At 65.6% G+C, this 26117-nt stretch carries 25 protein-coding genes; 11 read left to right on the forward strand and 14 right to left on the reverse strand.

The window, feature by feature from the left end:
* Positions 1 to 3: 3 nt before the first annotated feature.
* On the reverse strand, positions 4 to 1545 hold the full coding sequence (locus G4G71_RS16450) for a 3-hydroxyacyl-CoA dehydrogenase (RefSeq protein WP_169939121.1): 1542 nt from the start codon (positions 1543 to 1545) through the stop codon (positions 4 to 6).
* On the reverse strand, positions 1542 to 2318 hold the full coding sequence (locus G4G71_RS16455; protein ID WP_169939122.1) for an enoyl-CoA hydratase: 777 nt from the start codon (positions 2316 to 2318) through the stop codon (positions 1542 to 1544). The genes G4G71_RS16450 and G4G71_RS16455 overlap by 4 nt, the downstream gene beginning before the upstream one ends.
* Positions 2319 to 2561: 243 nt before the next feature.
* Here G4G71_RS16455 and G4G71_RS16460 point away from each other — a divergent pair, with 243 nt between their 5' ends.
* From G4G71_RS16460 to G4G71_RS16470, 3 genes are all read left to right on the forward strand, one after another.
* Complete coding sequence (locus tag G4G71_RS16460) at positions 2562 to 3428, forward strand: IclR family transcriptional regulator (protein ID WP_169939123.1); 867 nt, start codon at positions 2562 to 2564, stop codon at positions 3426 to 3428.
* A gap of 59 nt (positions 3429 to 3487) precedes the next feature.
* A complete protein-coding gene (locus tag G4G71_RS16465) occupies positions 3488 to 4642 on the forward strand; it encodes an acyl-CoA dehydrogenase family protein (protein ID WP_169939124.1) in 1155 nt (384 codons plus the stop codon).
* Between the two features lie 118 nt (positions 4643 to 4760).
* Entirely contained in the window at positions 4761 to 6038 is a 1278-nt protein-coding gene (locus G4G71_RS16470) for an MFS transporter (protein WP_169939125.1), read from the forward strand.
* Positions 6039 to 6203: 165 nt separating this feature from the next.
* Here G4G71_RS16470 and G4G71_RS16475 read toward each other — a convergent pair whose 3' ends face one another.
* The gene (locus tag G4G71_RS16475; protein ID WP_017518411.1) at positions 6204 to 6413 is read right to left on the reverse strand and encodes a cold-shock protein; all 210 of its coding nucleotides are present in this window, start codon (positions 6411 to 6413) and stop codon (positions 6204 to 6206) included.
* Positions 6414 to 6704: 291 nt separating this feature from the next.
* On the opposite strand from G4G71_RS16475, the gene G4G71_RS16480 reads away from it, so the two are divergent.
* Positions 6705 to 6872 carry a hypothetical protein gene (locus G4G71_RS16480; RefSeq protein WP_169939126.1) on the forward strand — a complete coding sequence of 56 codons (168 nt, stop codon included), beginning with the start codon at positions 6705 to 6707 and terminating at the stop codon, positions 6870 to 6872.
* A 53-nt stretch (positions 6873 to 6925) separates the two neighbouring features.
* Here the strand turns inward: G4G71_RS16480 and otsA are convergent, their stop codons facing one another.
* The 3 genes from otsA to otsB are packed head-to-tail and all read right to left on the reverse strand — an operon-like array spanning position 6926 to position 10925.
* A complete protein-coding gene (gene otsA, locus G4G71_RS16485) occupies positions 6926 to 8335 on the reverse strand; it encodes an alpha,alpha-trehalose-phosphate synthase (UDP-forming) (protein WP_054909220.1) in 1410 nt (469 codons plus the stop codon).
* Entirely contained in the window at positions 8317 to 10116 is a 1800-nt protein-coding gene (locus tag G4G71_RS16490; protein WP_169939127.1) for a glycoside hydrolase family 15 protein, read from the reverse strand. Before G4G71_RS16490 ends, otsA begins: the two co-directional genes overlap by 19 nt.
* The gene (gene otsB, locus G4G71_RS16495) at positions 10113 to 10925 is read right to left on the reverse strand and encodes a trehalose-phosphatase (protein WP_240964790.1); all 813 of its coding nucleotides are present in this window, start codon (positions 10923 to 10925) and stop codon (positions 10113 to 10115) included. Before otsB ends, G4G71_RS16490 begins: the two co-directional genes overlap by 4 nt.
* A 443-nt stretch (positions 10926 to 11368) precedes the next feature.
* On the opposite strand from otsB, the gene G4G71_RS16500 reads away from it, so the two are divergent.
* A complete protein-coding gene (locus G4G71_RS16500; protein ID WP_169939128.1) occupies positions 11369 to 12595 on the forward strand; it encodes an EAL domain-containing response regulator in 1227 nt (408 codons plus the stop codon).
* A gap of 396 nt (positions 12596 to 12991) precedes the next feature.
* Positions 12992 to 13864 carry an SMP-30/gluconolactonase/LRE family protein gene (locus G4G71_RS16505; protein WP_169939129.1) on the forward strand — a complete coding sequence of 291 codons (873 nt, stop codon included), beginning with the start codon at positions 12992 to 12994 and terminating at the stop codon, positions 13862 to 13864.
* A 27-nt stretch (positions 13865 to 13891) separates the two neighbouring features.
* On the opposite strand, the gene G4G71_RS16510 is transcribed toward G4G71_RS16505, so the two are convergent.
* Positions 13892 to 14806, reverse strand: coding sequence for a LysR family transcriptional regulator (locus G4G71_RS16510; protein WP_169939130.1), 915 nt, complete (start codon positions 14804 to 14806; stop codon positions 13892 to 13894).
* Positions 14807 to 14911: 105 nt separating this feature from the next.
* Here G4G71_RS16510 and G4G71_RS16515 point away from each other — a divergent pair, with 105 nt between their 5' ends.
* Positions 14912 to 15913: a zinc-dependent alcohol dehydrogenase family protein gene (locus G4G71_RS16515; RefSeq protein WP_169939131.1), complete on the forward strand. Its 1002-nt coding sequence runs from the start codon at positions 14912 to 14914 to the stop codon at positions 15911 to 15913.
* 78 nt (positions 15914 to 15991) lie between these two features.
* On the forward strand, positions 15992 to 16885 hold the full coding sequence (locus tag G4G71_RS16520; RefSeq protein ID WP_169939132.1) for a LysR family transcriptional regulator: 894 nt from the start codon (positions 15992 to 15994) through the stop codon (positions 16883 to 16885).
* A 33-nt stretch (positions 16886 to 16918) separates the two neighbouring features.
* Here the strand turns inward: G4G71_RS16520 and G4G71_RS16525 are convergent, their stop codons facing one another.
* From G4G71_RS16525 to G4G71_RS16535, 3 genes are read right to left on the reverse strand one after another with little or no spacing between them, the layout of a single operon-like run.
* Positions 16919 to 17962: an NAD(P)-dependent alcohol dehydrogenase gene (locus tag G4G71_RS16525; protein ID WP_054909228.1), complete on the reverse strand. Its 1044-nt coding sequence runs from the start codon at positions 17960 to 17962 to the stop codon at positions 16919 to 16921.
* Between the two features lie 22 nt (positions 17963 to 17984).
* The gene (locus G4G71_RS16530; protein WP_054909229.1) at positions 17985 to 18989 is read right to left on the reverse strand and encodes an aldo/keto reductase; all 1005 of its coding nucleotides are present in this window, start codon (positions 18987 to 18989) and stop codon (positions 17985 to 17987) included.
* Between the two features lie 10 nt (positions 18990 to 18999).
* Positions 19000 to 19329, reverse strand: a complete 330-nt coding sequence (locus tag G4G71_RS16535) for a carboxymuconolactone decarboxylase family protein (RefSeq protein WP_169939133.1) — start codon at positions 19327 to 19329, stop codon at positions 19000 to 19002.
* A 258-nt stretch (positions 19330 to 19587) separates the two neighbouring features.
* Between G4G71_RS16535 and G4G71_RS16540 the strand changes: the two genes are divergently transcribed.
* The gene (locus tag G4G71_RS16540; protein ID WP_169939134.1) at positions 19588 to 20571 is read left to right on the forward strand and encodes an aldo/keto reductase; all 984 of its coding nucleotides are present in this window, start codon (positions 19588 to 19590) and stop codon (positions 20569 to 20571) included.
* Between the two features lie 42 nt (positions 20572 to 20613).
* Here the strand turns inward: G4G71_RS16540 and G4G71_RS16545 are convergent, their stop codons facing one another.
* A complete protein-coding gene (locus G4G71_RS16545) occupies positions 20614 to 21543 on the reverse strand; it encodes a carbon-nitrogen hydrolase family protein (RefSeq protein ID WP_169939135.1) in 930 nt (309 codons plus the stop codon).
* 29 nt (positions 21544 to 21572) lie between these two features.
* Positions 21573 to 22895 carry an MFS transporter gene (locus G4G71_RS16550; protein ID WP_169939136.1) on the reverse strand — a complete coding sequence of 441 codons (1323 nt, stop codon included), beginning with the start codon at positions 22893 to 22895 and terminating at the stop codon, positions 21573 to 21575.
* An 80-nt stretch (positions 22896 to 22975) separates the two neighbouring features.
* Between G4G71_RS16550 and G4G71_RS16555 the strand changes: the two genes are divergently transcribed.
* Complete coding sequence (locus G4G71_RS16555; RefSeq protein ID WP_169939137.1) at positions 22976 to 23902, forward strand: LysR substrate-binding domain-containing protein; 927 nt, start codon at positions 22976 to 22978, stop codon at positions 23900 to 23902.
* Between the two features lie 90 nt (positions 23903 to 23992).
* On the opposite strand, the gene G4G71_RS16560 is transcribed toward G4G71_RS16555, so the two are convergent.
* On the reverse strand, positions 23993 to 24232 hold the full coding sequence (locus tag G4G71_RS16560) for a cytoplasmic protein (protein ID WP_169939138.1): 240 nt from the start codon (positions 24230 to 24232) through the stop codon (positions 23993 to 23995).
* A gap of 143 nt (positions 24233 to 24375) precedes the next feature.
* Here G4G71_RS16560 and G4G71_RS16565 point away from each other — a divergent pair, with 143 nt between their 5' ends.
* Entirely contained in the window at positions 24376 to 25074 is a 699-nt protein-coding gene (locus tag G4G71_RS16565) for an MOSC domain-containing protein (protein ID WP_169939139.1), read from the forward strand.
* A 1-nt stretch (position 25075) separates the two neighbouring features.
* Here the strand turns inward: G4G71_RS16565 and G4G71_RS16570 are convergent, their stop codons facing one another.
* Positions 25076 to 26026: a DMT family transporter gene (locus G4G71_RS16570; protein WP_169939140.1), complete on the reverse strand. Its 951-nt coding sequence runs from the start codon at positions 26024 to 26026 to the stop codon at positions 25076 to 25078.
* Between the last annotated feature and the right edge of the window lie 91 nt (positions 26027 to 26117).

A 26117-nucleotide genomic window follows, 5' to 3' on the forward strand; every position in this document is an offset into this window, starting at 1 on the left:
GCTTCAGCCCAGCGCAGGCTCGGCGTGGCGTAGCGACAGGCCCAGCGCAGCGCGGCGGCGCAGCCACGGGCCGGGGCGGTAGCGGGCATCGCCGGTCAGGTCGGTCATGCGTTCGAGAATGCTCAGCAGGCGCGCCGGGCCGACGCTGTCGCCCCAGGCCAGCGGACCTTGCGGATAGCCCAGGCCACGGCGCACGCCTTCGTCGAGGTCGTCGACGCTGGCGATGCGCTGCTGGACGATGTCGCCGGCCAGGTTGACGATCAGCGCCAGTACGCGCTGGGCGACGAAGCCGACGCTGTCATTGATGACCGTGACGCCTACACCGTCAACCGCCAGCAGCGCATGGGCGGCATCGCGCATGGCCGGGGCAGTCGCCGGGTTCTGCATCAGGCAGCGGTGGCGCTGCAGGTCCAGCAGCAGGTCGATGCACAGGGTCCGCGCCGGGTCGGTGCCGAAGTTCTGGCAGGCCGTGGTTGCGTCCACACCATAAGGTGCGAGCAGGCACAGAGCCTCGCTACTGGGGTGGCCGCCCTGCTCCAGGGTCGCACCGAGTTTCTTCAGCAGTTCGCCGAGCAACTCGCGGTCCTGGTCGTTCTCCGCACCGATCCACACCGGCGGCAGCGCGGCCACGCTCGGTACCGGTTGCGGCGCCGGCGGGTCGATCATCTTGCCGTCTGCATAGCGATAGAAGCCGCGGCCGACCTTGCGGCCGACGAAGCCGGCCTCGAGCATCTGCCGGGTCAGCGCCGCCGGGCGATAGCGCGGTTCCTGGTAGAACTGGTTGTAGATGGACTCGATCACCGGGTGGGAAACGTCCAGCGCGGTGAGGTCGAACAGCTCCAGCGGCCCCATGCGGAAGCCCAGGCCCTCGCGCAGGATGCGGTCGATATCGGCCGGTTCGGCGATGGCTTCCTTGAGCATCTGCAGGGCTTCGGTGCTGTAGGCACGGCCGGCGTGGTTGATGATGAAGCCGGGGGTGTCCTTGGCGCGGATGCCGCGATGGCCCATGCGCGCGGCCAGCGCCACCAGGCTGTCGCCGACCATCGGGTCGCTGGCCAGGCCGTCGATTACCTCGACCACCTTCATCAGCGGCACCGGGTTGAAGAAGTGGAAGCCCGCCACCCGTTCCGGATGCTGGCAACCACGGGCGATGCTGGTGACCGACAGCGATGAGGTGTTGGTGGCGAGGATGCAGTCGGCGCTGACCACGGCTTCCAGATCGGCCAGCAGCGCCTGCTTGGCATCGAGACGTTCGATGATCGCCTCGACCACCAGATCAGAATCGACCAGCTCGCCCAGGGAACCGGCAACCAGCAAACGAGCCAGGGTGGCGTCGGCTTCGGCTGCAGTGATCTTGCCCTTCTCCGCCAGCTTGGCGAGGGTGCGACCGAGGTTTTCGCGCGCGGTTTGGGCCGCACCGTCACGGGCATCGAAGAGTTTCACCTGGATGCCGGCCTGGGCGGCGATCTGGGCGATACCGCTGCCCATGACACCCGTACCGACGATTGCCATACGTTCAATACCGAAAGAAAGGGTCATGCTCATTCCCCCAGGAAACTGGCTTTGCGTTTTTCGAGGAAGGCGGCGGCGCCCTCTTTCTGGTCTTTCGAGTCGAACAGCAACTGGAAGGCCTTGCGCTCGAGCGTCAACGCACTGTCCAGCGGCAGGTCGGCACCGGCGAGCATCACTTCCTTGATCTGCGCCACGGCCAGCGGCGGCAGCGCGGCGATCTCAGCGGCCAGCTCCAGCGCGCGGGGCAGCGTGCGCGAGTCTTCCACCACTTCACTGAGCATGCCGATGGCCAGGGCTTCGGGCGCCTTGACCAGGCAGCCGGTCAGGGCGATGCGCATTGCCTGGAACTTGCCGACGGCGCGGATCAGCCGCTGGGTGCCACCGGCGCCGGGCATCAGGCCGAGTTTCACTTCCGGCTGACCAAAGCGCGCCGACTCGCCGGCGACGATGATGTCGCAGTGCATTGCCAGCTCGCAGCCGCCGCCCAGGGCAAAACCGTTCACCGCAGCGATCACCGGCTTGGGGCAACGGGAAATCGCTTCCCACAGCAGTTCGGTGTGGCGACGGTACATCTCGATGGGGCTGGCCTGGGCGAATTCACGGATGTCAGCGCCGGCGACGAAGCACTCCTCTCCCCCGGTCAGCACCACCGCGCGAACCTCGGGGTTATCGCTCAGGGCGCGGAAGTGCTCGGCCAGTTCCTGGCGCACCGCAGCGTTGAGGGCGTTTTTGGCTTCCGGGCGGTCGATGCGGACAACCGCCACACCGTTGGCCTGGATATCGAGATGAACCACGCTGGTACTCATGAAAGCTGTGACCTCACTTTTGTTTCGTCTGCCGAAACTACATTCCGTATTTCGATTTCATCATAGTTACACCCAATCCAGCCTGTAAACGGTGAAGATCGAAATGACCTCTAGAGGCCAGTTATTACGCGGGTATGGATATTTTTAAAGGTATGTCTGTACTAACGGATTCAGACCCACTACAATTTCGCCTGACGAAACTGAATTTTATTTTATTGATTTTCCGTGAATAGGGGTTCTACCATGCGCCGCAACAAGACGGAGATGGACTCGGCTGCGCCGACGAAAAACGAAGGTGAAATCGGCCTGCTGGAACGCGGCCTGTACGACCCGGCCACGGCACTAAGCGAAGAGGAAAACAGCGGCCAGTTCGTCACGGCGCTGGCGCGCGGCCTGGAGATCCTGCGTTGCTTCACGCCACGGGAAAACGTGCTGAGCAACCAGGACCTGGCCCGCAAGACCGATCTGCCCAAGCCGACGGTGACGCGCCTGACCAACACCCTGATGCGCCTGGGTTGCCTCAAGCGCGAGGTGCACTCGGGCAAGTACCAGCTGGACGTCGGCGTGCTGGGCTTCGGCTACGCGATGCTGTCGAACCTGTCGATCCGCGCGGTGGCCCATCCGCTGATGGAGGAACTGGCCAACCACGCCCGGGCGGCGGTGGCCATGGCCGCCCGCGACCGTCTGCAGATGGTTTACCTGGACGTGGTCCAGGGACAGGGAAACATGACGATGCGCCGGCAGATCGGCAGTTACCTGCCGCTGGCGGCGAGTTCGGTGGGCCGCGCGTGCCTCGCGGCGATGCCGGAAAACGAGCGGGAGTTCCTGCTCGAACACATTCGCGAACGCGAACCGGACACCTGGCCGGCCATCCGCAAGGGTCTGGACCGCGCCTTCAGGGACTACACCGACTACGGCTACTGCCTGTCGATCGGTGAATGGCACCGCGACGTCAACTCCGTCGCCGTGCCCTTGGTACACCCGCAGTACGGCCTGCTGGCCTTCAACTGCGGCGGTCCGAGCTTCCAGCTGACCCGCGAGAAGCTCGAGGACGACATCGGGCCCCGCCTGATCAACATGGTCAACAACATAGGTGCCGCCGCTCGCTGAATCTCGGGTGACGGTGCCTCGCCAGACTGGCCCGCTCGCGGGCCTTGTGAGGAGTGCACATGATCCGAGACCCAGAAACGCTGCAGATACTTCTGGACTCCATCCACCAGTTCGTCGGCGAAGTGCTGATCCCGCGGGAGAACGAGGTTGCCGAGACCGACGCGATCCCGCAGGACATCGTCCAGCATATGCGCGAGATGGGCCTGTTCGGCCTGACCATCCCCGAAGAGTTCGGCGGCCTGGGTGTGACCATGGAAGAAGAGGTGAACATCACCTTTGAACTGGGCCGCACCTCCCCCGCCTTCCGCTCCTACATCGGCACCAACAACGGCATCGGCTCCATCGGCATCCTTATCGACGGCACGCCGGAACAGAAAGCCCACTACCTGCCCAAGCTCGCCAGCGGCGAACTGCTCAGCGCCTTCTGCCTGACCGAGCCTGACTCGGGCTCCGACGCCGCCTCGCTGAAGACCACCGCCGTGCGCGATGGCGACTTCTACGTGCTCAACGGCACCAAGCGCTTCATCACCAACGCCCCGCACGCCGGCATCTATACCGTGATGGCCCGCACCAACCCGGCGATCAAGGGTTCCGGCGGCATCAGCGCATTCATCGTCGAACGCGGCACGCCGGGCATTTCCCTCGGCAAACCGGACCACAAGATGGGCCAGAAAGGCGCGCACACCAGCGACGTGATCTTCGACAACGTGCGCATCCCGGCCAGCCAGCTGATCGGCGGCGTCGAGGGCGTCGGTTTCAAGACCGCCATGAAGGTGCTCGACAAGGGCCGCCTGCACATCGCCGCGCTGAGCGTCGGCGCCGCCGAGCGCATGCTCGCCGATGCGTTGCAGTACGCCCTGGAGCGCAAGCAGTTTGGCCAGCCGATCGCCGAGTTCCAGCTGATCCAGGCGATGCTCGCCGACAGCAAGGCCGAGATCTACGCCGCCCGCTGCATGGTGCTGGACGCCGCGCGCAAGCGCGACGAGGGCCGCAACGTCAGCACCGAGGCCTCCTGCGCCAAGATGTTCGCCACCGAGATGTGCGGCCGCGTCGCTGATCGCTGCGTGCAGATCCACGGCGGCGCCGGCTACGTCAGCGAGTACGCCATCGAGCGCTTCTACCGCGACGTCCGCCTGTTCCGGCTCTACGAGGGCACCACGCAGATCCAGCAGGTGATCATCGCCCGCAACATGATCCGCGAAGCCCAGGCCTGATCCCCCTCAGGCGGCGCGGGGCCACGCACTCCGCGCCCGCCAACCCAAAAGCACCTGCCACACGCTTACCGAGGATCGGCACGCCGGTCCGCCAACAACTACAACAGGTAATTCGTTCATGGAAAACACTGCTTCCGCTCCGGCGGCAACCGCCGCCACCCAGGACAAGACCTGGGTGCTCGTCTTCGCCTTCTGCTTCATCGGCCTGCTGATCGATGGCGCAGACCTGATGCTGCTCTCCTACAGCCTCACCAGCCTCAAGGCCGAGTTCGGCCTGAGCAACCTCCAGGCCGGCAGCCTGGGCAGCGTCACCCTGGCCGGCATGGCCTTCGGTGGAATCTACGGCGGCTGGGCGTGCGATCGCTTCGGCCGGGTCAAGACGGTGGTCTGGACCATCGTGCTGTTCTCCGTCGGCACCGCTGTTCTTGGCCTAACCCACAACTACTGGCAGTTCGCCGCGGCACGCTTCGTCGCGTCGCTCGGCCTCGGCGCCCTTTACGTGGCCTGCAACACGCTGATGGCCGAGTACGTGCCAACCAAATACCGCACCACCGTACTGGGCACCCTGCAGGCCGGCTGGTCGGTCGGCTACATCGTCGCCACCCTGTTGGCCGGCTGGATCCTGCCGGATCACGGTTGGCGCTACCTGTTCTACATCGCCATCATCCCGGTGGTGCTGGCCATCGCCATGCGCAAGCTGATCCCCGAACCCGCCGCCTGGGTCCAGGCGCAGGCCGAACGCCAGCAGCGCAAGGCCGACGCTCCTGCCGGAACGGTTGCCGCTCCACGGCAGAACGCCTTCCGCCAGATCTTCGCCGACCCGAAGGCCAGCCGCATGTTCCTGTTCTGGGCGCTGACCGCCGGCTTCCTGCAGTTCGGCTACTACGGCGTGAACAACTGGATGCCGTCGTACCTGGAAACCGAGATGGGCATGAACTTCAAGGCCATGACCTCGTATCTGGTGGGCACCTACGCCGCGATGATCCTCGGCAAGGTCCTGGCCGGCGTTGCCGCCGACTGGTTCGGCCGCCGCACCGTGTTCTCCTTCGGCGCCCTGGGCACCGCGGTGTTCCTGCCGGTGATCGTGCTGTTCCACAGCCCCGAGAACATTCTGTGGATGCTGGTGGTGTTCGGCTTCCTCTACGGCATTCCGTATGGCGTGAACGCGACCTACATGACCGAAAGCTTCGCTGCGGCGTTCCGCGGTACGGCCGTGGGCGGCGCCTACAACATCGGTCGCATCGGCGCGGCCATTGCGCCGGCGGTGATCGGTTTCCTCGCGACCCAGATGTCCATCGGCGTGGGCTTCCTGGTGATGGGCGCGGCCTACTTCATCTGTGGAGTGATTCCCGCCCTGCTGATCCGCGACAAGCAGTTCGACCCGCAACAGGAATGATCGGGAGCCAGTGAGCCCGCTTCGGCTGGCTCACCCCCTTCAAAACAAAAACGCCCGGTGCACTGCACCGGGCGTTTTTTATTGCGCTGTCGAATGGCGCGGAGCAAATCGAACAGGCAAAAAAAAGCCCCGCCTAAGCGGGGCTTTCTTCGTCAGCGATGTCGATTAGACAGCGCGAACTTGTTCAGCTTGCGGGCCTTTCTGGCCGGCAGTCACAACGAAGCTGACCTTCTGGCCTTCGTCGAGGGACTTGTAGCCGTTGCCTTCGATCTGACGGAAGTGAACGAATACGTCCGGGCCGCTTTCCGGGGTGATGAAGCCGAAGCCCTTCTCAGCGTTGAACCATTTGACGATGCCGTTTTGACGATCGGACATGATGTTGTCTCCTAAAAAAATGCTAAAGGCCGGCCGAAAGCCGACCGGCGATGAGCTGAATGCGTAGTGAAGAGGTGCCGAGGAGATGGAGCATCTTGTAGAAGAACATCAAGTCGCGGAACTCGTTACTGGGCAGGCAGCCCATGCAGAATACAAGGTTTGGCGCATATTCATAGCTTTTTTTCACGACCAGTGGTGATTTTGACAAATGGTCGAGCTATCGCGGCGCTTTCGACGAAACAGGTGTAGTCTGCCGGTGCCGGTTTGGCGCCCCAACGCATAGGTGACTTCATGACTGATTCACAGCTGATTCGCGAACGTTCGGAGCTTGATGAAAAGATTGCTGCCTTCCTCTCCCGGGGCGGTGAAATCCAGGAAATCCCCGTTGGCCAACTGGCGGTGAAGGTCGAGAAAAAGTCGCAGTGGGCGAAGTCCGACAGCAAGAAACCAACCGCCTGAGCGAATCTGCCCGCTCGAAGAAAGCCCCGCCGAAGCGGGGCTTGTTGTTTGCGTCAGTGACTCAGGTAGTGATTGGACAACCAGTTCAGCGCCCTCCCCGGCCGGGTCAGCGCATCGATGAAGCTGGGCCCCCAGAAGCGGATGTCGTTGGCTTCCAGCACCGCGTACATGTCGCGGTGGCGCGCCTGGCGCTCCTTCAGCGGCATGCGCAGCGCCTGCGCCATGGCATCGGCCAGGGCGCCACGATCATGGGGATTGATGATCAGCGCGCCACCCAGTTCGGCGGCCGCGCCGGCGAACTGGGAAAGAATCAGCACGCCGGGATCGTCCGGGTCCTGGGCGGCGACGAATTCCTTGGCAACCAGGTTCATTCCATCGCGCAGCGGCGTCACCAGGCCGATCCGCGCGTGGCGCATGACCATGGCGATGTCTGCTCGCTGGTGGTTGCGCGCCACATAGCGCAGCGGCACCCAGGACACCGCGCCGAATCGCCCGTTGATATGCCCCACCCGCGCGCTGACGGCGGCGTCGATGTCGGCGTACTCGGGGATGTCCTGGCGGCTGCCCGGTGAAATCTGCAGGCAGGTGACGCGGTTGTGCCAGTCCGGATTGAGCTCGAGGAAGCGCTCGTAGCCATCCAGCCGGTTGACGATGCCCTTGGAATAGTCGAGCCGATCCACCCCCACCATCAGCGCACGACCGCCCAGGCTCTCACGCAGGTCTTCGGCGGCCTGGCTCTGCGAGGCCTCTTCGGCAAGACGGCGGAAACCGGCGGCATCCACGCCCACCGGGAACACACCGACGCGAAAATGCTGGTCCTCCAGGTGATAGCGCCGGCCATCGGGGGTCGCCGCGCCGACCACGCGCGTGAGGTAACGGGCGAAGTTGCTGGCGTCGTTCTCGGTCTGGAAACCGATCAGGTTGTATTCGGTGAGCGCGCGGATCAGTTCGTCGTGGTGCGGCAACGCGGTGATGAGGTCGGCCGGCGGCATCGGGATGTGCAGGAAGAAGCCGATACGGTTGCCGTGCCCGCGCTGCCTCAGGGCCGAGGCCAGGGGGATCAGATGGTAGTCGTGGACCCAGAGGACATCGTCCTCTTCCAGTAGCGGGCTCAGGCGTTCGGCGAAGAATTCGTTGACGCGCTGATAACCGCCGAACTCGGCCTCGTTGAACTCGGCAAGATCCACCCGGTAATGCAGGATCGGCCAGAGCACGCGGTTGGCGAAGCCGTTGTAGTACTCGTCGAAATCCTGCGGGTGCAGGTCGGTGAGGATGTACTGCAGGTTGTCGCGCTGGACCACGGTCAGCGGGCCCGGCTCCTCGGCCTTCTCGCCGCTCCAGCCGAACCAGATGCCCTCGCGGTTGCGCATGGCGGCCTCTACCGCCACGGCCAGCCCGCCCGGCGCCGGGCCGTTCTCATCGGGGATCGCGACCCGGTTGGATATCACCACGAGGCGCGGCATAGGCCTTCCTCCCAGCCAATGGAAAGACGCATGGCCGAGTTGATCAGCCCCGCCATGGAATAGGTCTGCGGAATGTTCCCCCAGAGTTCGCCGGTATGCGGGTGCAGGTCCTCGGAGAGCAGGCCGTAGCGGTTGCGCGCGGCGATGAGCTCTTCGAACAGCTGGCGCGCCTCGTCCATGCGGCCGATGGCGGCCAGCGCGTCGAGATACCAGAACTTCACCACCAGAAAGGCGGTTTCCGGCACGCCAAAATCGTCCGCCGCGGCGTAGCGCAGCAACTGCCCGTTGACGTTGAGTTCACGACCGATGCACTCGACCGTGGCAATGAAGCGCGGATCGTCGGCTTCGATGATCCCCAGCTCGTTCATCAGCAGCACGCTGGCGTCGAGGTCGTCGTGGCCGAAGGCGCCGGTAAAGCACTGTTTCTGCTCGCTCCATGCCTTGGCGAGGATGTGTTCGCGCAGGTTGGCCGCCTTGTCCATCCAGCCAGCGGCTTCCTCGCTGCGCCCCAGGCACCTGGCGATGCGACCGACGCGGTCGCAGGCGACCCAGCAGAGCAGCGCGGAATGCGTATGGACGCGCTGGCGGCCGCGGTACTCCCAGATGCCGGCATCCGGCTCGAAAGCGGCGTGCACCGCCTTGGCGGCGAGATTTTCCAGCAAGTGCAGCATGCCCTCGCTGCTCGGGTTGGGCAGGCGCTCGTCGACGAAGCTCTGCAGGACAGCGAGGGCAACCGAGCCGAACACGTCGTGCTGGTTCTGCTCCACCGCCTGGTTGCCGACGCGCACCGGCGCGTGATTGAGAAAACCGGCAAGGTCCGGCTCGACGCGTTCGCTGGTGTCCTGGTTGGGAATGATCCCGTACAACGGCTTGAGCTCGGCGTCGCCGCTGGCCACGGTGGTGATGAAGTCGATGTAGCCCTCCATGGTCCGCGTCGCACCCAGGCGGTTGAGGGCGAGGATCACGAAGTAGGCGTCGCGCAGCCAGCAGTAGCGGTAGTCCCAGTTGCGCTGGGAATCAGGCGCCTCCGGTACGGAGGTGGTGGCGGCGGCGATGATCGCGCCGGTGTCCTCGAAATTGCACAGTTTCAGGGTGATGGCCGAGCGGATCACCACCGTCTGCCACTCGAAGCAGACCGCCAGGCCACGTACCCAGTCGTGCCAGTGGTTCTGGGTGCGCTTGAGGTAGTCGCGGACGACCTCGCCGGGAGCATTGTCCAGCGGTTCGTCGAGGCCGATCACCAGGCTCACCGGGTGGCGCAGGGCGAAGGGTGTTTCGTGCTGGATGTAGGCCAGCGGCGCGTCAGTGGTCAGGCGCAGCGGCTCTTCGCCCTCCAGGTAGCGGATATGGCTGGAGCCTGTGGCGCCCTGGCTGGGCTTGCCGTAGCCGTGGGTCGGACGCACCCGCAGGATGATTTTCGGCACGCCTTCGATGGGTTCGATCAACCGGCACAGCTGCGCCGGGCGGTAGACGTGGCCGTGCTGCAGGAAGCGCGGGGCGAAGTCGGTGATACGCACCGCGCCACCGCTGTCATCGCGCAGCACGGTAGTGATGATCGCCGTGTTGCGCTGGTAATCGGACGTGCTGCTGACCTGGTTCTCCAGCACCACATCGGCGAAACCTTTTTCGTCGTCCCCGGCCAGCAGCCGGGAGAAGGTCGGGTCGCTGTCGAAATTCGGGTAGCACCACCAGACCAGTCGCGCCTGCGGGTTGACCAGGGCGGCCACCCGGCAGTTGCCGATCAGGCCCAGTTCCAGAGCACCCTCGTGCTGGTTCGTCATCGGTGGTTTCCTCCTGCTTGCATCAGTGCGTGACGGACTTGCTCCGCATCGCTGAATACGGCGCTGGCGCCAGGCAAGGCACGCCCGACGGAGAGCCCGAGGCCGCCCAGCGTCGGCATCAGCGCGATGGCGGGCTCGTCGGTGACGTCGTCGCCGATGTACAGCGGCAGCCGCTCGGCGAAGGCCGGCATTTCCAGCAACCGCTGGACGGCGCGGGCCTTGTCGACGCCTTCGCTGACGACTTCGTAAACCTGCTTGCCATTGAGCAGCCGCAACCCGGCACCTGCCGGCGAGCGCAACAACGACTGCAACTCGACGCGCAGATCGGTGGCCAGCGCGGGCACGGAGCGGTAGTGCAGTGCGAAGCTGCTGCCCTTGTCCTCGACATGGATTCCGACATGCCGGTTCGCCAGGGCGTTCAACTGCACCCGAACGCTGGCGGGCAGGTCCCTGGCAGTGCGGCGCAAAGGGCTGTCGCCGCTCTCGCGCCAGTGGGCGCCATGGCCGCCGCTGGCGGCGAGGCGCAGGGGTTGGAAGAGCCGGTCGAGTTCTTCGACCGGGCGGCCGCTGATCAGGGCCAGGGCACCATCGAGTCGGCGATGCAGGTGCATGAGCGCATCGAGCAGCCCGGGCGGTACGACGACCGCGCCGGGCGATTCGGCGATGTCCAGAAGGGTTCCGTCGACATCCAGGAACACTGCGGTCTGCTGAGGTCGGCTGAGCCAGAGGTTCAGCAGCGCAGTGGCTGAGGCCTCGCTTTGCGGGACCATGGCCGTGTCGACAGGTCCCCTCGATGCGGGACGTGACATGAGCCATTTCTCCTTGTTCAGGGCGTGCCGCGCGGCCGTGGGTAGCCTGTGCGGACGTGAAAGGGAGCACAAGGACCCTAACATGGGCGACCACGAGGGTCGACCTCGGATTTCCCTGGCGTCCCTGCCGGGAAGGCTCAGGCCAGAGCTGGAGGCACCTGCGCTACAGCGAACTGCCGCCGGCCTGCCGGTGGCCGCCATGATCGGGGGACGAGGAGCTACCGGTGGGCATCGCCCCTCGACGTCGGTGCTGCTTGGCAGCGCCTGTCGATCGTGGCATTGGCCGTGGCGATCAACCGCTTCCGCAAGGGATACGGAAGGAGCTGACAAACCGGAAGCAGTTCCGATGGGATTTCCCTGACAGAAGAACTGGAATCCTCCGCCTCACATCGAGGGCGGCGTTCTTGAGAATGCACAGGGCCAATCTTCCGTGAGAAAAATCCATGCCTCCGCTCTCCGCGCTGGTACTCCAGGCTTCCGGCCTGCACCGTTCGACCGCCGTCACCGCTCTGCACCATCTGGGCTACAGCTTTCTGTCCGAAGTTTCCAACAATGCATTCGCACTGGATCGGCTGCGCACCCAGGGGGGCGTCCACCTGCTGATCTGCGATGTGCGCATCGATCCGGTGGCCCGTCTGGAATTCCTTCAGACGGTTGCCCGCGAGCGCCTGGCCCATGGCGTGGTGGTCAGCGGGGAAATGGCCCCGGGCACCTGGAGCGCCCTCTCGCACCTCCTGCAATTGCAGGGCATGAAAGTTTTCTGGCTGGGCAACGACGCCGCCACTCTGGAGCGCCTGCGCGCGCTGCTCAGCGACTTCCAGCCAGCGAGCGGCCAGCTCGGCCTGCCGCTGGCGGAGAACGGCGCGGCGGACGATGGCGAACCATCAGGCCTGCCGGCGCGGGGGAAATTGCGCGCCTACCTGCAACCCAAGGTCAACGTCGCCACGGCCCAGGTCTATGGATTCGAAGTGCTCGCACGCTGGCAACTGGAAGACGGCGAGGTGCTGCTGCCCGCTGAATTCCTGCCCGCCCTGCGTCGCGCCGGCAAGCTCGACGGCATGCTCTTCGAGCTGATGACCCAGGCCGTCGAAGCGCTGCGCGCACTGGGCAGCAACGAGCTGAAGCTGTCCTTCAACCTGGAAGCCGAGCAGATCGCCCAGATCGACTTTGCCGCCACCGTGGAGAGGAATCTGCGCGGGCTGGAGATCGAGCCCCAGCGGATCACCTTCGAGCTGACCGAATCCTCGCCACTGCATGCTCCGCCGCTGAGCCTGGAGAACGTGCTGCGCCTGCGCCTGCTGGGTTGCGGCCTGGCCATCGATGACTTCGGTTGCGGACACTCCACCCTGCAGCGCCTGATGGAGCTGCCCTTCACCGAGATGAAACTCGACCGCCACCTGGTGGCCGACGTGAACAATGGCGACCCGCGCCGCCTGATCGTGCTGCGCAATGCGCTGGCACTGGGCCGCGAGCTGGGGCTGAAGGTGATCGCCGAAGGCGTGGAGAATGCCGTCCAGCTTCGCCAGTTGCAGCAGCTGGAATGCGATTGCGCGCAGGGCCATCTGTTCGGCAAGCCGATGGATGCCAGCCAGATCAGCACCTTCCTGCGCGGTGCGCCGCTGCGGCTGCAGAAGCTGGAAGCGGTTCCGGCGATGCGTCCGGCGCAATAAAGCGCAGAAAAGAAAACGGCTGTTGCGGACTTCCTGTCCGCAACAGCCGTCTGGATTGTCCTCAGCAAAGGACACGGGAATTGTAGGCCATTGGCCATCAAACCGTCTTCCCAGTTCTCCCGCGTGGCCGGCAAATAGACACAAACGCGGCAAACAGCCGCAATTACACCAGCGATAGCCACCCTTTCGCTGCACATTCGTTCCAATAGTGTCGGCCAAACGACACTTGCTCCTGCGTCAGCCTCTTCAGCGACGTGACGAGCATCACTGCTTTTCGCCCTAGCCCGTCGATGAACTGTCTGGTTACCATGCCGGCCCGCACGCTGGATGCCAGGAAGGCACACAACCACAAGGACCACCCCCAGCGCCGCCCACCTCTGTATTGGCAGCCGATACATGTCCCAGACTTCCGCGCGTCCGTCCCGTCGCCCGCTGTTCCGCCTGGCCCTGACCGGCGCCAGTTTCGTCATCGCCGCCGCCCTTGCCTTCTTCGCCTGGCAGGATTTCTACCCCGTGCAGGCAGCCGAGGGCTGGTCCGTCACGGTTCTGCACCAGAACGTGCAGAAGGCCGCATCGCTGGTACCACTTGCCGATGGCGGCCTGCTGGTCAGCCAGGAGCTGAAGAAGGACAAGGGCAACATCCTGCGCATCGCCGCCGACGGCCAGCGCCGGATCATGGTCGACGGGTTATCCAAGCCTGACGGCATGATCGCCGCACAGGGCGGCTGGGTGTTCAGCCAGGAGTCCGACGGCAGGCCGGTGCAACTGCTCAGGGATGGCAAGATCTCGGACCTGTTCATGGGCCAGTCGGTACAGGGCCTGTGGGACGACGGCGAGAATCTCTACGCCATCGAGGACCGCCGCGAGGATGGCCGTCTGCTGCGCTACCGCTGGAGCGACGGCGAGCTGACCGTGCTGCGCGACAAGCTGCAGGAGACCGAATCCGTCACCCGCTGCACCGACGGCAAACTGCTCTACACCGAGAAGAAGAAAGGCGTGGTGCACCAGTTCAGCGATGACGGCAAGGACCCCATCCTGCTCTCGGGCCTGAACCAGCCGACCTTCCTGATGTGCGACGCCCGCGGCCTATGGATCAGCGAAGACTCCACCCACCGCGCCCGCCTGCTGCTGTGGGACGGCAAGGCGGAACCGCGCACCATCCTGTCGTTCCTCAAGGCCCCGCAATCCATCGTGCCGGACGGCAAGGGCGGCTACCTGCTCGCCGAAGGCGGCCGCGACCGCGTCCTGCAACTCACGACGGGCAGATGACGCCGCCGGGCGGTCTCCAGGGCCGCCCTATTCCTGCCCTGCCGGCATGACCAGGCCGGGTATCACTTCGATCAGCGCATCGATCGCCAGGCGCACCTTGCGCGGCAACTGAGTGGTCTGCAGCCACGTCGCGTGCACGTCGTAGAGGAAACCCGGCCGCCCTGGCAGCAACTCCTCCAGCGCCCCCTCCGCGATGACTTCGCGTACCAGCCAGTAAGGCAGCCATGCCAGCCCCATGCCGCGTACCGCCGCGTCGGCGATAGCGGCCAGGTCGTCGAAGCGCAACCGGGAGCTCGGCGCGAACTCCTCCGGCGCCTGCCCCTCGCGGGGGAACAGCCAGGGATTGATCCGCCCGGAGCGGTGGTAGACCAGCAGACGGTGGGCCGCCAGCTCCGCGATGCCCTCCGGCCGCCCATGTACCGCCAGATAGGCTGGCGCAGCGCAGACCACCATGCGCTGCCGGCCGATGCGGCGCGCGATGATGCCGTCCCTGGGCTGCGGCTCGCCGGTGCGGATCGCCAGGTCGATCTGTTCTTCCGCCAGGTCCGTCAGACGGTCGCTGAAGCGCAGGTCCAGCTCCAGTTGCGGGTAGCGCTGCGCCAGCTCCAGCAGGAGCGGCGCCACGCAGCGCCGGCCGAAATGCACCGGCATGGCCACCCGCAGCCTGCCGCGCGGCTCGGCCACCTCCCCGGCGGCGAGGATGTCCGCCGCCTCGGCATCGGCCAGCAGCGCGCGACAGCGCTCGTAGTAGATTCGCCCCGCCTCGGTCAGGCTCTGCCGGCGCGTGCTGCGCACCAGCAACTGGGCGCCCAGGCGTTCTTCGAGAAAGCGCACATGCTTGCCCACCATCGGAGCGGACATTTCCAGGGCATCCGCCGCCGCGGCGAAGGACCCGAGGTCCACCGCGCGGACGAAGACTTCCATGCTGGTCAGACGATCCATTCGAAACTCCTGATTTCGACTGACCCTTTCTATACGCCATTTATTGCGCGAAACCCATGGCTGATAGTCGCTTTACGTCAAATCAATTACGTATGGGAGCATCACATGGAAAGCATCAAGACCCGCGCCGTGCGTTTCCACCAGTTCGGCGGCCCGGAGGTCCTGCGCATCGAGCCGGTGGAGGTTCGCCAACCCGGCGTGAACGAAATCAGCATCCGGGTCAAAGCCCTGGGGCTGAACCGCGCCGAAGCGCTGCTGCGTACTGATCGCTACATCGAGAGCCCGCAGTTCCCCTCCGGGCTCGGGCTGGAAGCCACGGGCGTGATCGAGGCCGTGGGCAGCGCGGTGCGCGGGTTCGCGCCGGGCGACGCGGTAAGCGTCCTGCCGCCGACCTCGATGCAGCAGGACCCGACCCACGCCGAGCGCCTGGTGGTCCCGCAAGCTCGCGTGGTGAAGAATCCGCCGGGGCAGGCCTGGAGCGACGCCGCGGCCACCTGGATGCAGTACCTCACCGCCTATGGCGCGCTGGTCCAGGTAGCCGGGCTGCGCGAGGGAGACTTCGTCGCCATCACCGCCGCGTCGAGCAGCGTCGGCCTGGCCGCCATCCAGATCGCCCGCCGCGCAGGCGCGGTGCCCATCGCGGTCACCCGTACTTCAGCCAAACGCGAAGCCCTGCTGCAGGCCGGTGCCGCCGAGGTCATCGCCAGCGAGGAGGAGAACCTGCGCTCGCGCCTGCTCGATATCTCCGGCAAGGCCGGTGTACGGGTCGTGTTCGACCCGGTGGGCGGCCCGATCTTCGAACCGCTGACCGCAGCCATGGCCGAAGGCGGCATCCTCATCGAGTACGGCGGCCTGAGCCCCGAGCCCACGCCCTTCCCGCTCTTCGAGGTACTCAGCCGCTCGCTGGTCCTGCGCGGCTATCGGGTCTACGAAGTGCTGGAAGATCCCCTGCGCCTGCAGGGGGCCAAGGATTACATTCTCGCCGGCCTTGCCGATGGCTCGCTGCGCCCGGTAATCGCCCGCACCTTCGCCTTCGACCAGATTGTCAAGGCCTACCGCTACCTGGAGTCCAACCAGCAGTTCGGCAAGGTGGTGGTCACGCTGTAGGCGCAGCAGGCAACCAGGCGACTCGGATACACTGCATCGGGCGCGGCCCCCTGCCGCGCCCGATGCCGCGGAGCCGAGATGCCAAGGGAAAACTTCAACGACCTGATCGCCTTCGTCACCGTGGCGCGCGAAGGCAGCTTCACCAAGGCGGCGGCGCAGCTGGGCGTCTCCCAGTCGGCGCTGAGCCACACCATCCGCGCGCTGGAAACCCGCCTGGGCCTGCGCCTGCTCAGCCGGACCACGCGCAGCGTCTCCCCCACCGAAGCCGGTGAGCGACTGCTCACTACCCTGGCTCCGCGCTTCGAGGAGATCGAGGCGGAACTGGCGGCCCTCAGTGACTTCCGCGACAAGCCGGTCGGCACCCTGCGCATCACCGCCGCCGAACACGCGGCCAGTACCGTGCTCTGGCCGAAGCTGTCGCAAGTGCTGCCGGACTACCCCGACATCAAGGTCGAGGTCAGCATCGACTACGGCCTGACCGACATCGCCGCGGAGCGCTTCGATGCCGGCGTGCGCCTGGGCGACCAGGTGGCCAAGGACATGATTGCCGTGCGCATCGCCCCGGACCTGCGCATGGCGGTTGTGGCGAGCCCCGGCTATCTCGCGCGCAAGGGCCAACCAGCCGATGTGCCGGCGCTCGCCGGGCATGATTGCCTGAACCTGCGGCTACCGACTTACGGCGGGCTGATGGCCTGGGAATTCAGCAAGGACGGTCACGAGGTGAAGGCCCGCGTCGAGGGGCAACTGACCTTCAACAGCAGCCCGCACATTCTGCGCGCTGCCCTGGATGGCTTCGGCCTGGCCTATCTCCCCGACGACATGGTTACCGAGCATGTCGCCGCCGGGCGCCTGGCGAAGGTACTGGAAGACTGGTGCCCGATCTTCCCCGGCTACCACCTCTACTACCCGAGCCGGCGGCAGAAGTCCCGCGCCTTCTCGGTGCTGGTAGAAGCACTGCGCCACCGGCAATGAGCGCCGGCCGCCAAACGCGACCGGCGCAGCGCCTCAGGCCAACGTCGCGAGATCAATGACGAAGCGGTAGCGCACGTCGGAGCGCTCCATGCGCTCGTAGGCGTGATTGATCTCGTCCATGCGGATCATCTCGCACTCCGGCAGGATGTTCTTCCTGGCGCAGAAATCGAGCATCTCCTGGGTTTCGGCAATGCCGCCGATGGGCGAGCCGGCGATGCGCCGACGTCCCAGCAGCAACGGCACGGTGCTGATCTCGTCCACCGGACCGACCTGGCCGACCAGCACCAGGGTACCGTCGACGTCCAGCAGCGGCAGGTAGGGCTTGAGATCATGCTTCACCGGCACGGTGTCGATGATCAGGTCGAAGCCGTTGGCGGCGGCCTTCATCGCATCGGCGTCGGAGGACGCCAGCAGCGCATCCGCACCCAGGTCCAGGGCATCCTGGCGCTTGTCCGCGGTGCGGCTGAGCACGGTGACGCTGGCGCCCAGGCCGACCGCCAGCTTCACCGCCATGTGTCCCAGCCCGCCGAGACCGACCACGCCCACGCGGCTGCCCGGCCCGACGTTCCAGGTGCGCAGCGGCGAATAGGTGGTGATGCCGGCGCACAGCAGCGGCGCGGCCTTGCTAAGGTCCAGGCCGTCCGGCACGCGCAGGACAAATTCCTCGCGCACCACAAGCTGCTTGGAGTAGCCGCCCTGGGTCGCCTCGCGGGTCACGCGGTCACGGTCGTTGTAGGTCTGGGTATTGCCTTCGCGGCACAGCTGTTCCTCGCCCTTGCGGCACTGGTCGCACACCTGGCAGGAATCCACCATGCAGCCCACCGCCACGGCGTCGCCGACCTGGTAGCGCGTGACTTTCGAGCCGACGGCGCTGACCCGGCCGACGATCTCGTGGCCCGGCACCATCGGGTAACGGCTGAAGCCCCAGTCGTTGCGGGCCTGGTGCAGGTCGGAGTGGCAGACGCCGCAGTAGAGGACGTCCATCGCCACATCGTTATCGCGCAGCGAGCGGCGTTCGAAGGTAAAGGGAGCGAGCGGGTCCTGCGGGTTCTGCGCAGCATATCCAAGGGTCTTCATCGGCATTGCTCCTCAAGGTTATTCAACGGGCCGGACGGCCTTCGACGGGATAGGCAGGATCGCTGTAGCCGGGAGTGGAGGCGTGGCCGGGCGGCACCAGGCTGTCCACCAGTGCCTCGTCTTCGGCGGTCAGTTGCAGGTCCAGCGCCGGCAGATAGCCGTCCCAGTGCTCCTCGGTTCGCGGCCCGGCGATGATCGAGCTGACCAAGGGGTTGTTCAGCACCCAGGCCAGAGCGAACGCGGCCGGCGTGGTACCGCGGGCCACCGCGTGCTCGGCGATACGCTGGGCGATCTGCAGGGATTCGGGACGCCACTCGGTCTGGTGAATGCGTTTGTCGCCACGGCCAACGCGGGAGTCCACTGGCGGTTCGGCACCGGGCCGGTACTTGCCGGTGAGTATGCCGCGGGCCAATGGGCTGTAGGGCACCACGCCGATGCCGAAGTGGCCGGCGACGGGCAGTTGCTCGACCTCGGCGGTGCGGTCCACCAGGTTGTACAGCGGCTCGCTGCAGATCGGCCGGTCCATCCCCAACTGGTCGGCCAGGCGTACCACCTCGGCGATGCGCCAGCCGCGGAAGTTGGACAGGCCGTAGTAGCGCACCTTGCCCTGGCGGATCAGCTCGCCCACCGCGCGCAGGCCCTCTTCCAGCGGCGCGGCGACGTCGGTGCGGTGGAAGTAGAGAATGTCCAGGTAGTCGGTGCCCAGGCGCCGCAGGCTGTCCTCCACCGACTGGTAGATCCACTTGCGCGACTGGCCACGCTGGTTCGGGCCATCGCCCAGGGCATTGCCGAACTTGCTGGCGATCACCCAGTCATCCCGGCGCGCGGCGACCGCGCGGCCGACCACTTCTTCGGAACGGCCCTTGTGGTAGACGTCGGCGGTATCGATGAAGTTGACGCCCTGCTCCAGAGCCTTGTCGATGATGCGCCGCGAGGTCGGCTCGTCGGTCTCGCCGCCGAACATCATGGCGCCCAGGCACAGGGGTGAGACTTTCAGGGCGCTGCGGCCCAGGTAACGGTATTCCATGCAGTACTCCTCAGGCGGCATCGCGCTCGGCAAATACACGGCGGGCGACGCCCAGTGCGGTGGAGGCCGTGGGCCAGCCGGAATAGAAAGCCAGGTGGGTGATGGCCTCGATCAGCTCCTCGCGGGTCAGGCCGTTGTCCAGCGCCTTGCCCAGGTGGAAATGCAGTTCGTTGGCCTGATAGCGCGCCACCAGGCTGGCCACGGTGACCAGGCTGCGGTCACGCGGCGAGAGGCCCGGGCGTTGCCAGACATCGCCGAACAGCACGCGGTCGGTGTAGTCGGCCAGCGCCGGGGCGATGTCGCCGAAAGCCTTGTGGGCGGTAGAAGCTGGTTCGCTCATGGGGTACTCCACTTTGCTGTTCGATAGGCGAACCATGCTAGGTCGCCGCGCGCCATCGATTAAGTGGGGAAACGCGTTTGGACCTATGAAGGACTCTCATGAATGACCCGGCATAATCCATGAGCCACACTCATAGGCGAATGCGCTTCCAGCCGTCTAATCACGCTGAAAGTCCTTGAGTAAAGTCCATTCCAGACGTTTCGCCGGGCAATTCTGCCCTTCCCGCTTCAGGACTGACTTTCGATTGGAGAGACCTCGATGGACAAGCGCACACTGGGCCGCAGCGGCCTGCAGGTATCGGCACTGGGCCTGGGCTGCATGGGCCTGAGCTACGGCTATGGCCCGGCGGTCGATCGCTACGATGGCATCCGTTTGTTACGCCGTGCCTTCGACAGCGGCGTGACCTTTTTCGACACCGCCGAGGCCTACGGCCCCTTCGCCAACGAAGAGCTGCTGGGCGAGGCCCTGGCACCGGTCCGTGACGAAGTGGTGATCGCCACCAAGTTCGGCTTCGCGAGCGGTGACGTCGGCCTGGGCCTGGACAGCCGCCCAGAGAACATCCGCGCCATGGCGGAGGCATCGCTCAAGCGCCTGAAGACCGACCGTATCGACCTGTTCTACCAGCACCGCGTCGATCCGAACGTGCCCATGGAAGACGTGGCCGGCGCCGTCGGCGAGCTGATCCGCGAGGGCAAGATCAAGCACTTCGGCCTCTCCGAAGCCGGCCCGCAATCCATCCGCCGCGCCCACGCGGTACAGCCGGTGGCGGCGCTGCAGAGCGAGTACTCGCTGTGGTGGCGCGAACCGGAGAAGGAAATCCTCCCGCTGCTGGCCGAACTGGGCATCGGCTTCGTGCCCTTCAGCCCGCTGGGCAAGGGCTTCCTCACTGGCGCCATTGACGAGCGCACGCAGTTTGCGGCCAACGACTTCCGCAACATCGTCCCTCGCTTCTCGGAAGAGAACCGCAAGGCCAATGCCGGGCTGATCGAGGTGCTCGGCCGCATCGCCGACAGCAAGGGCGCAACCCGCGCGCAGATTGCCATTGCCTGGCTGTTGGCCCAGCAACCCTGGATCGTGCCGATTCCCGGCACCACCAAGCTGCATCGCCTGGAGGAAAACCTCGGCGCGGCCACGCTGGCACTGGACTCCACCGACCTTGCTGCCATCGAAGCCGCGCTGCGGCAGATCGAGATCGTCGGCGAGCGCTATCCGGCACACCTGCAGCAACGGGTCGGGCGCTGACGCAGAGAAAGCCCGGTGCCGGGTGGCACCGGGCATTGGCGGTCAACCCTCGAAAGTGACCGGGCGCAAAGGCGCGGTATTCACCTTCAGCTCGAACACGTCCGGCCGCGCGTAGTGGCCGCACACGTCGAAATCGAGGTTGCCCTGGTTGAGCTGGCCCATGTCGAGGTCGGCATAGAGCTCGGTCTCGCAGTCGAACACCGGCCCGGCCAGCACCTCGCCCAGCGGGCTGACGATCATGCTGCCGCCGCGCATCACGTATTCGTCGTCCTTGAAGTCCAGGCCGAACGCCTCGCGGTGCTGCTGCGGATACTCGCCCAGGCGGATCGCCTGGCATGCGGAGAGCACGAACACTCGCCCCTCCAGGGCGATGTGCTGCATGGAGCTGGCCCAGGACGGCCGATCATCGGCGGTCGGTGCGCAATACAGCTCCACGCCCTGGGCGTACATGGCCTGGCGCAGCGCCGGCATGTAGTTCTCCCAGCAGATGACGCTGCCCAGCACGCCGATCTCGCTGTTCACCGGCTCGATCGTCGAACCGTCGCCGAAGCCCCACACCAACCGTTCCTGGCCCGTCGGCATGAGCTTGCGGTGGTAGCCGGCGATCCCACGCCCCGGCACCAGCGTCACGGCGGTGCAATACAGGGTGCGACCAAAGCGCTCGATGATGCCGACCACGGTGATCACGCCGGTCTGTTCGACGATCTCGGCCAGCGCCGCCAGCTCGGGACCGTCCAGCGCCACGGCGCCTTCCACGTAGCGCTGGTACAACTCGCGCCCGGCGCCGCTGCGGTTGCCGATCACGCTGCCGAAGCTGGCGCCCTTGGGATAGCCGCCGATGTACGCCTCGGGGAAGACCGCCAGCCTGGCGCCCTGCTCCGCCACGCGGCGCAGGATGCCGCCGGCCTTCTCGACGCTGGCCATGGGTTCGTAGGGAACAGAGGCGGCCTGGATGATTGCTACACGGGTCATGGGGACTCCTGACTGCTGGTGAAAAGGGACTAGAAGCGGCTGATGTCGTTGTCGCGGGTTTCCGGCAGGGTCTTCCACAGCACCAGCAGGCACGCCAGGGAGACCACCGCGAGATAGGCCGCGGGCAGATTCGCGTCGCCGGTCTGGCGGATCAGCGCGGCGGCGATGAAGGGGCCGGGGCCGGCGAGAATCGCGAGCGCCAGGTTGTGGCCGAGCGCCGCGCCAGTGGAACGGATCGAGGCCGGGAAGACTTCCACCAGCAACACCACGTCCATTACCGCGGTGATCGCCACCAGCACGCCCATCACCGTGAGCCCGACCAGGATCGCCAGCGGATTGCCGGTGTTGAGCAGCAGGAAGATCGGATAGGCGAGCACCGTCAGAGCGGCGGCTGCGCCGAGCAGCAGCTTGCGCCGGCCGATGCTGTCGCTGAGGCGACCGATCAGCGGGTTGACGATGACGTAGACCACCAGCGCGATGCTGCACAGCCACAGCGCACTGCTGCGCGGCAGGCCGACGGTGCTGACCAGGTGGTTGTTGGCGTAGGTGATGAAGTAGTACAGCGAGACGCCAAACAGCGCGGAGAAGGCGAAGGTAGTGATGAACGCGCGACGGCGCACGGCCTTGCTCGGCGCGTGGACCTGGTGCGAATCACGCTGGCGCACCATTTCCTCGTAGACCGGCGTATCGCCCAGCTTGCGGCGGATGAACACGGCGATACCGGTCATCACGATGGACGCCACGAACGGCAGGCGCCAACCCCAGGCCGCCAGTTGCGCATCGTCCAGCGCCGAGGAAATGCTCGCCGCGGTGAAGGTGCCGAACAGGAAGGCCAGCCCCGCCGTGCCGGTGATCACGCTGGCGGCGGTGGCGCGGCGGTTCGACGGCGCGCTCTCGACGATGTAGATGCCGGCGCTCGACCACTCGCCGCCGACCATCATGCCCTGGATGAAGCGCATGGCGATCAGCAGGATCGGCGCGGCGATGCCGATTGCCTCATAGGAGGGCAACAAGCCGATGATGGTGGTGCACACGCCCATGCCGAAGACGGTGATGATCAGCACCGCGCGGCGGCCGAAGCGGTCGCCGACAGGGCCGAGGATCAGCGCGCCGAAAGGCCGCGAGAGAAAGCCGACGGCGAATACTGCCAGCGATGACAGCAGCGACACGCCCGGCGCGCTGGAGGGGAAGAACAGCATGCCGATCACGGCGGCGAAGTAGCCGTAGATGGCGAAGTCGAACCACTCCATGAAGTTGCCGATGCCGACCGCGATGGCCCGCTTGCGGATATCCGACTGCCCTTTGCTGGTATGGATACTGCTAGCACCCACGCTTTGCGAAATCGCGTCCACAGGACTCTCCATCCCTTGTTATGTTTGTGTGGACGCCAGACTAGGAAGCCCCACGACCGCAGGGCAAACGATTAGGAAATATGAGCCGGATTAACATACGTAATATCGCGCGGATCGACCTGAACCTGCTGCTGACCTTCCACTGCCTGATGACCGAGCGCAGCGCCACTCGCGCCTCGGCCATGTTGCACGTGACCCAGGGCGCGGTGAGCTCGGCCCTGCGCCGGCTGCGCGAGCACTTCGGCGATGAGCTGTTCATCCGCACGGCCTCCGGCATGCAGCCCACGCGCAAGGCGATGGAGCTGGCACCGAAGATCGCCGAGGCGTTGACGTCGATTTCCGGGGTGCTGGGCGCCGAGCCGGATTTCTCGCCGCGCGACTCCAGCTACGTGTTCAACATCGGCCTGTCCGACGACATCGAGGCCTACCTCGCCCCGCGCATCGTCAATGCCGCAGCCGCAGAAGGATTGGGTGTGAGCTTCGCCTTCCACCAGAGCAACAGCTCGCTGTGGAAGCAGTCCCTGCAGGACCCGGACATGGACCTGGTGATCTGCAGCGAACCCAAGGACTTCAACACCAGCTATTCGTCGCAGGTGCTGTTCTCCTCGTCCTACGCCTGCCTGTTCCGCTCCCGGGGCCGTGCGGCGGACGAGCCGATTGCCCTGGAGGAATACTTCGCCGCCAACCACGTGCGGGTGTCCTACGACGGCAGGCGCGGCTTCATCGATGACATGTTCGAAGCGGCAGGCTACGCGCGGCGCGTGACCGCCTCTTTCACGCACTTCAGTGGCGCACTGACGACGCTGATGAGCAGCGAGGTGATCGCCACCATCCCCAGCTTCGCGGCCGAAAGCTACGCGGCAATGACCGACCTGAGTGTCAGCCCGGTGCCGTTCCCGGTGCCCTCTTTCCGCTGTTTCATGGTCTGGGACATCGCCCGCCACAACAAGCCGCACCACGAGTGGCTGCGGCAGTTCATCGGCGAACTGGCGCAGAAGCTCGGCTGACGGGAGCTTCTGATCTTGTAGGAGCGAGCTTGCTCGCGAACAGTTTTCCCGACGACTCGGGCGTCAAGCGGTTCGCGAGCAAGCTCGCTCCTACAGTTTGTCCAGCGCCAGGGGTCGATACAGCGGCTCGCTGCTCAGCACCTTGATGCCTTCGGGAGAACTCTCCAACAGGCGGCGCTCGCTGTCGGCCACCAGCAGTTCCAGGCCATAACCCAGATCGCCCAGACAACCGGCAATGCTGCTCACGGCCTCCTTCGCCCACGGCAGGTCGGAATCGAAATGGCCGAGCAACTGGCCATGGCGCTGAATGATCAGACGGTACTTCTGCATGGAAATCTCTCGATGAAGAATCGGACTTGAATAAATTCTGGTATCGAATCGAAACATTGACAGAGCCTACCGATCTGGCAGATTTTGTCCAGGTAGTTTTTGATCGATACCATATTCACCCGCTTCACCAGGAGTGTTCCGCGATGAACCTGCCCTCCATCCGCCTCGATGCCCTTCTCACTGGTCGCGCCGTGCCTTTCACCCGGCCAGGCTCGCGCAGCGCCATTGCCAAGCTGCCGCGCCAGGCGGCACTGAGGGTGACCAGGCTGGGCCTGGAAAGCGACGAACAAGGTGATCTGCGTGTGCACGGCGGGGTGGAAAAGGCCATTCACCACTACCCCCGCGAGCACTACGCCGACTGGTCTGCCGAACTAGGTGAACACCCGCTGCTGAGCCAGCCCGGCGCATTTGGCGAGAACTTCAGCAGCACAGGCTGGACCGAGCGTGATCTCTGCCTGGGCGACCGCATACGCGCCGGCACGGCGTTGCTGGAGGTGTCGCAGGGGCGCATGCCCTGCTGGAAGCTCAACGACCGCTTCGACGTGGTGCAAATGGCCCTGCGGGTGCAGGAGTCGGGACGTACCGGCTGGTACTACCGGGTACTGGAGGAAGGCTCCGTCGCTGCGGGTGCGACACTGGAAGTGGTCGAGCGTCCGTATCCCGACTGGTCGCTGCAACGGCTCTCCGCCGTACTGTTCGACAAGCGCGTGGATGCCGATGTCCTGCGCGAATGCCTGGAACTGCCGCTCCCGCCGAACTGGCGCCGCACCCTGTCGCGGCGCCTGGAGAACGGCGCGGTGGAAGACTGGAGCCCGCGACTGGAAGGCGCGCCGAAAGCCTGACTCAGGACTCCATGGCACGAGCCGGAACCTGCGCCGGCGCGCGGTGCAGGCCGATGGCCCAGAGCACGCCAACGGTGAGCAGGACAATCGCCAGCGCTTCCACCGGACCGGGCAACCGCTGCTCGTTGATGTACGCATAGGCGCAGGCGAACAACGTCTCGAAGACGATCAGCTGCCCGCCCAGGCTCATCGGCAGGCGGCGCGTCGCCGCGTTCCACAGGCCATTGGCGACCCAGGAACCAAACACGGCGAGGAACAGCGACACCCAGAGGAACGCCATCCAGCGCTCCGCGGCAACGCCACTCGGCACTGCCTGCGGCGCAATCAGCACGCCAACGCCCGCCAGTATCACGGCCATCACGCCCGTCACCACGCCGATCAGCGTCGACCATTCGTGACTGTTGAAGTGGCTGGCCTTCAGGTAACGCGCGTTGGCGCTGGCGTACCAGGACCAGCAGGCCACGCCACAGAAACCGCAGACGATGCCGAGAATGCGCTCGCCCGGCGTACTCCCGGCGGCCATCAGCGCCGAAGGGTCGAGGTTGATGCAGAGGATGCCCAGGGCCACCAGCGCCAGCGGCAGCTTCATTCGCGACAGCGGCAGCGAATCATGTTCCGAACGGCTCTGGTAGGCGATCGCCAGCGGCATGATGCCGTTGATCAGCGAGGCCGCCGCCACTCCGGCGAACTGCACCGCCGCCGAGAGCAGCGCGAAGTACAGCAGGTTGCCGGCCAGCGACAGGCGCATCAGCATCGAAAGGTCTTCGCGGCTGACCCGGCGCAGCAGGCCGAGGGCCACCGGCAAGGCGACCAGCAACGAGATGGCGCCATACAGCGCGAAACGCACGGAGCTGATCAGCAGCGGGTTGAATTCCGGCACCAGCGACGGCGCCAGGATCACTCCGCCCCAGATTGCGCCTGCCATGCCTGCGTAGACCACCCCGCGTTTCATCTCCAACGACCTCGATACTGCAATGAATGCCTAGAAAGTGCCGCCACGGTAGCGGCTGTGCTAGCTTCTGACCAAGGATAAATCCGCACCG

The sequence above is a fragment of the Pseudomonas multiresinivorans genome (genome assembly GCF_012971725.1).
Taxonomy (GTDB): Bacteria; Pseudomonadota; Gammaproteobacteria; order Pseudomonadales; family Pseudomonadaceae; genus Pseudomonas; species Pseudomonas multiresinivorans.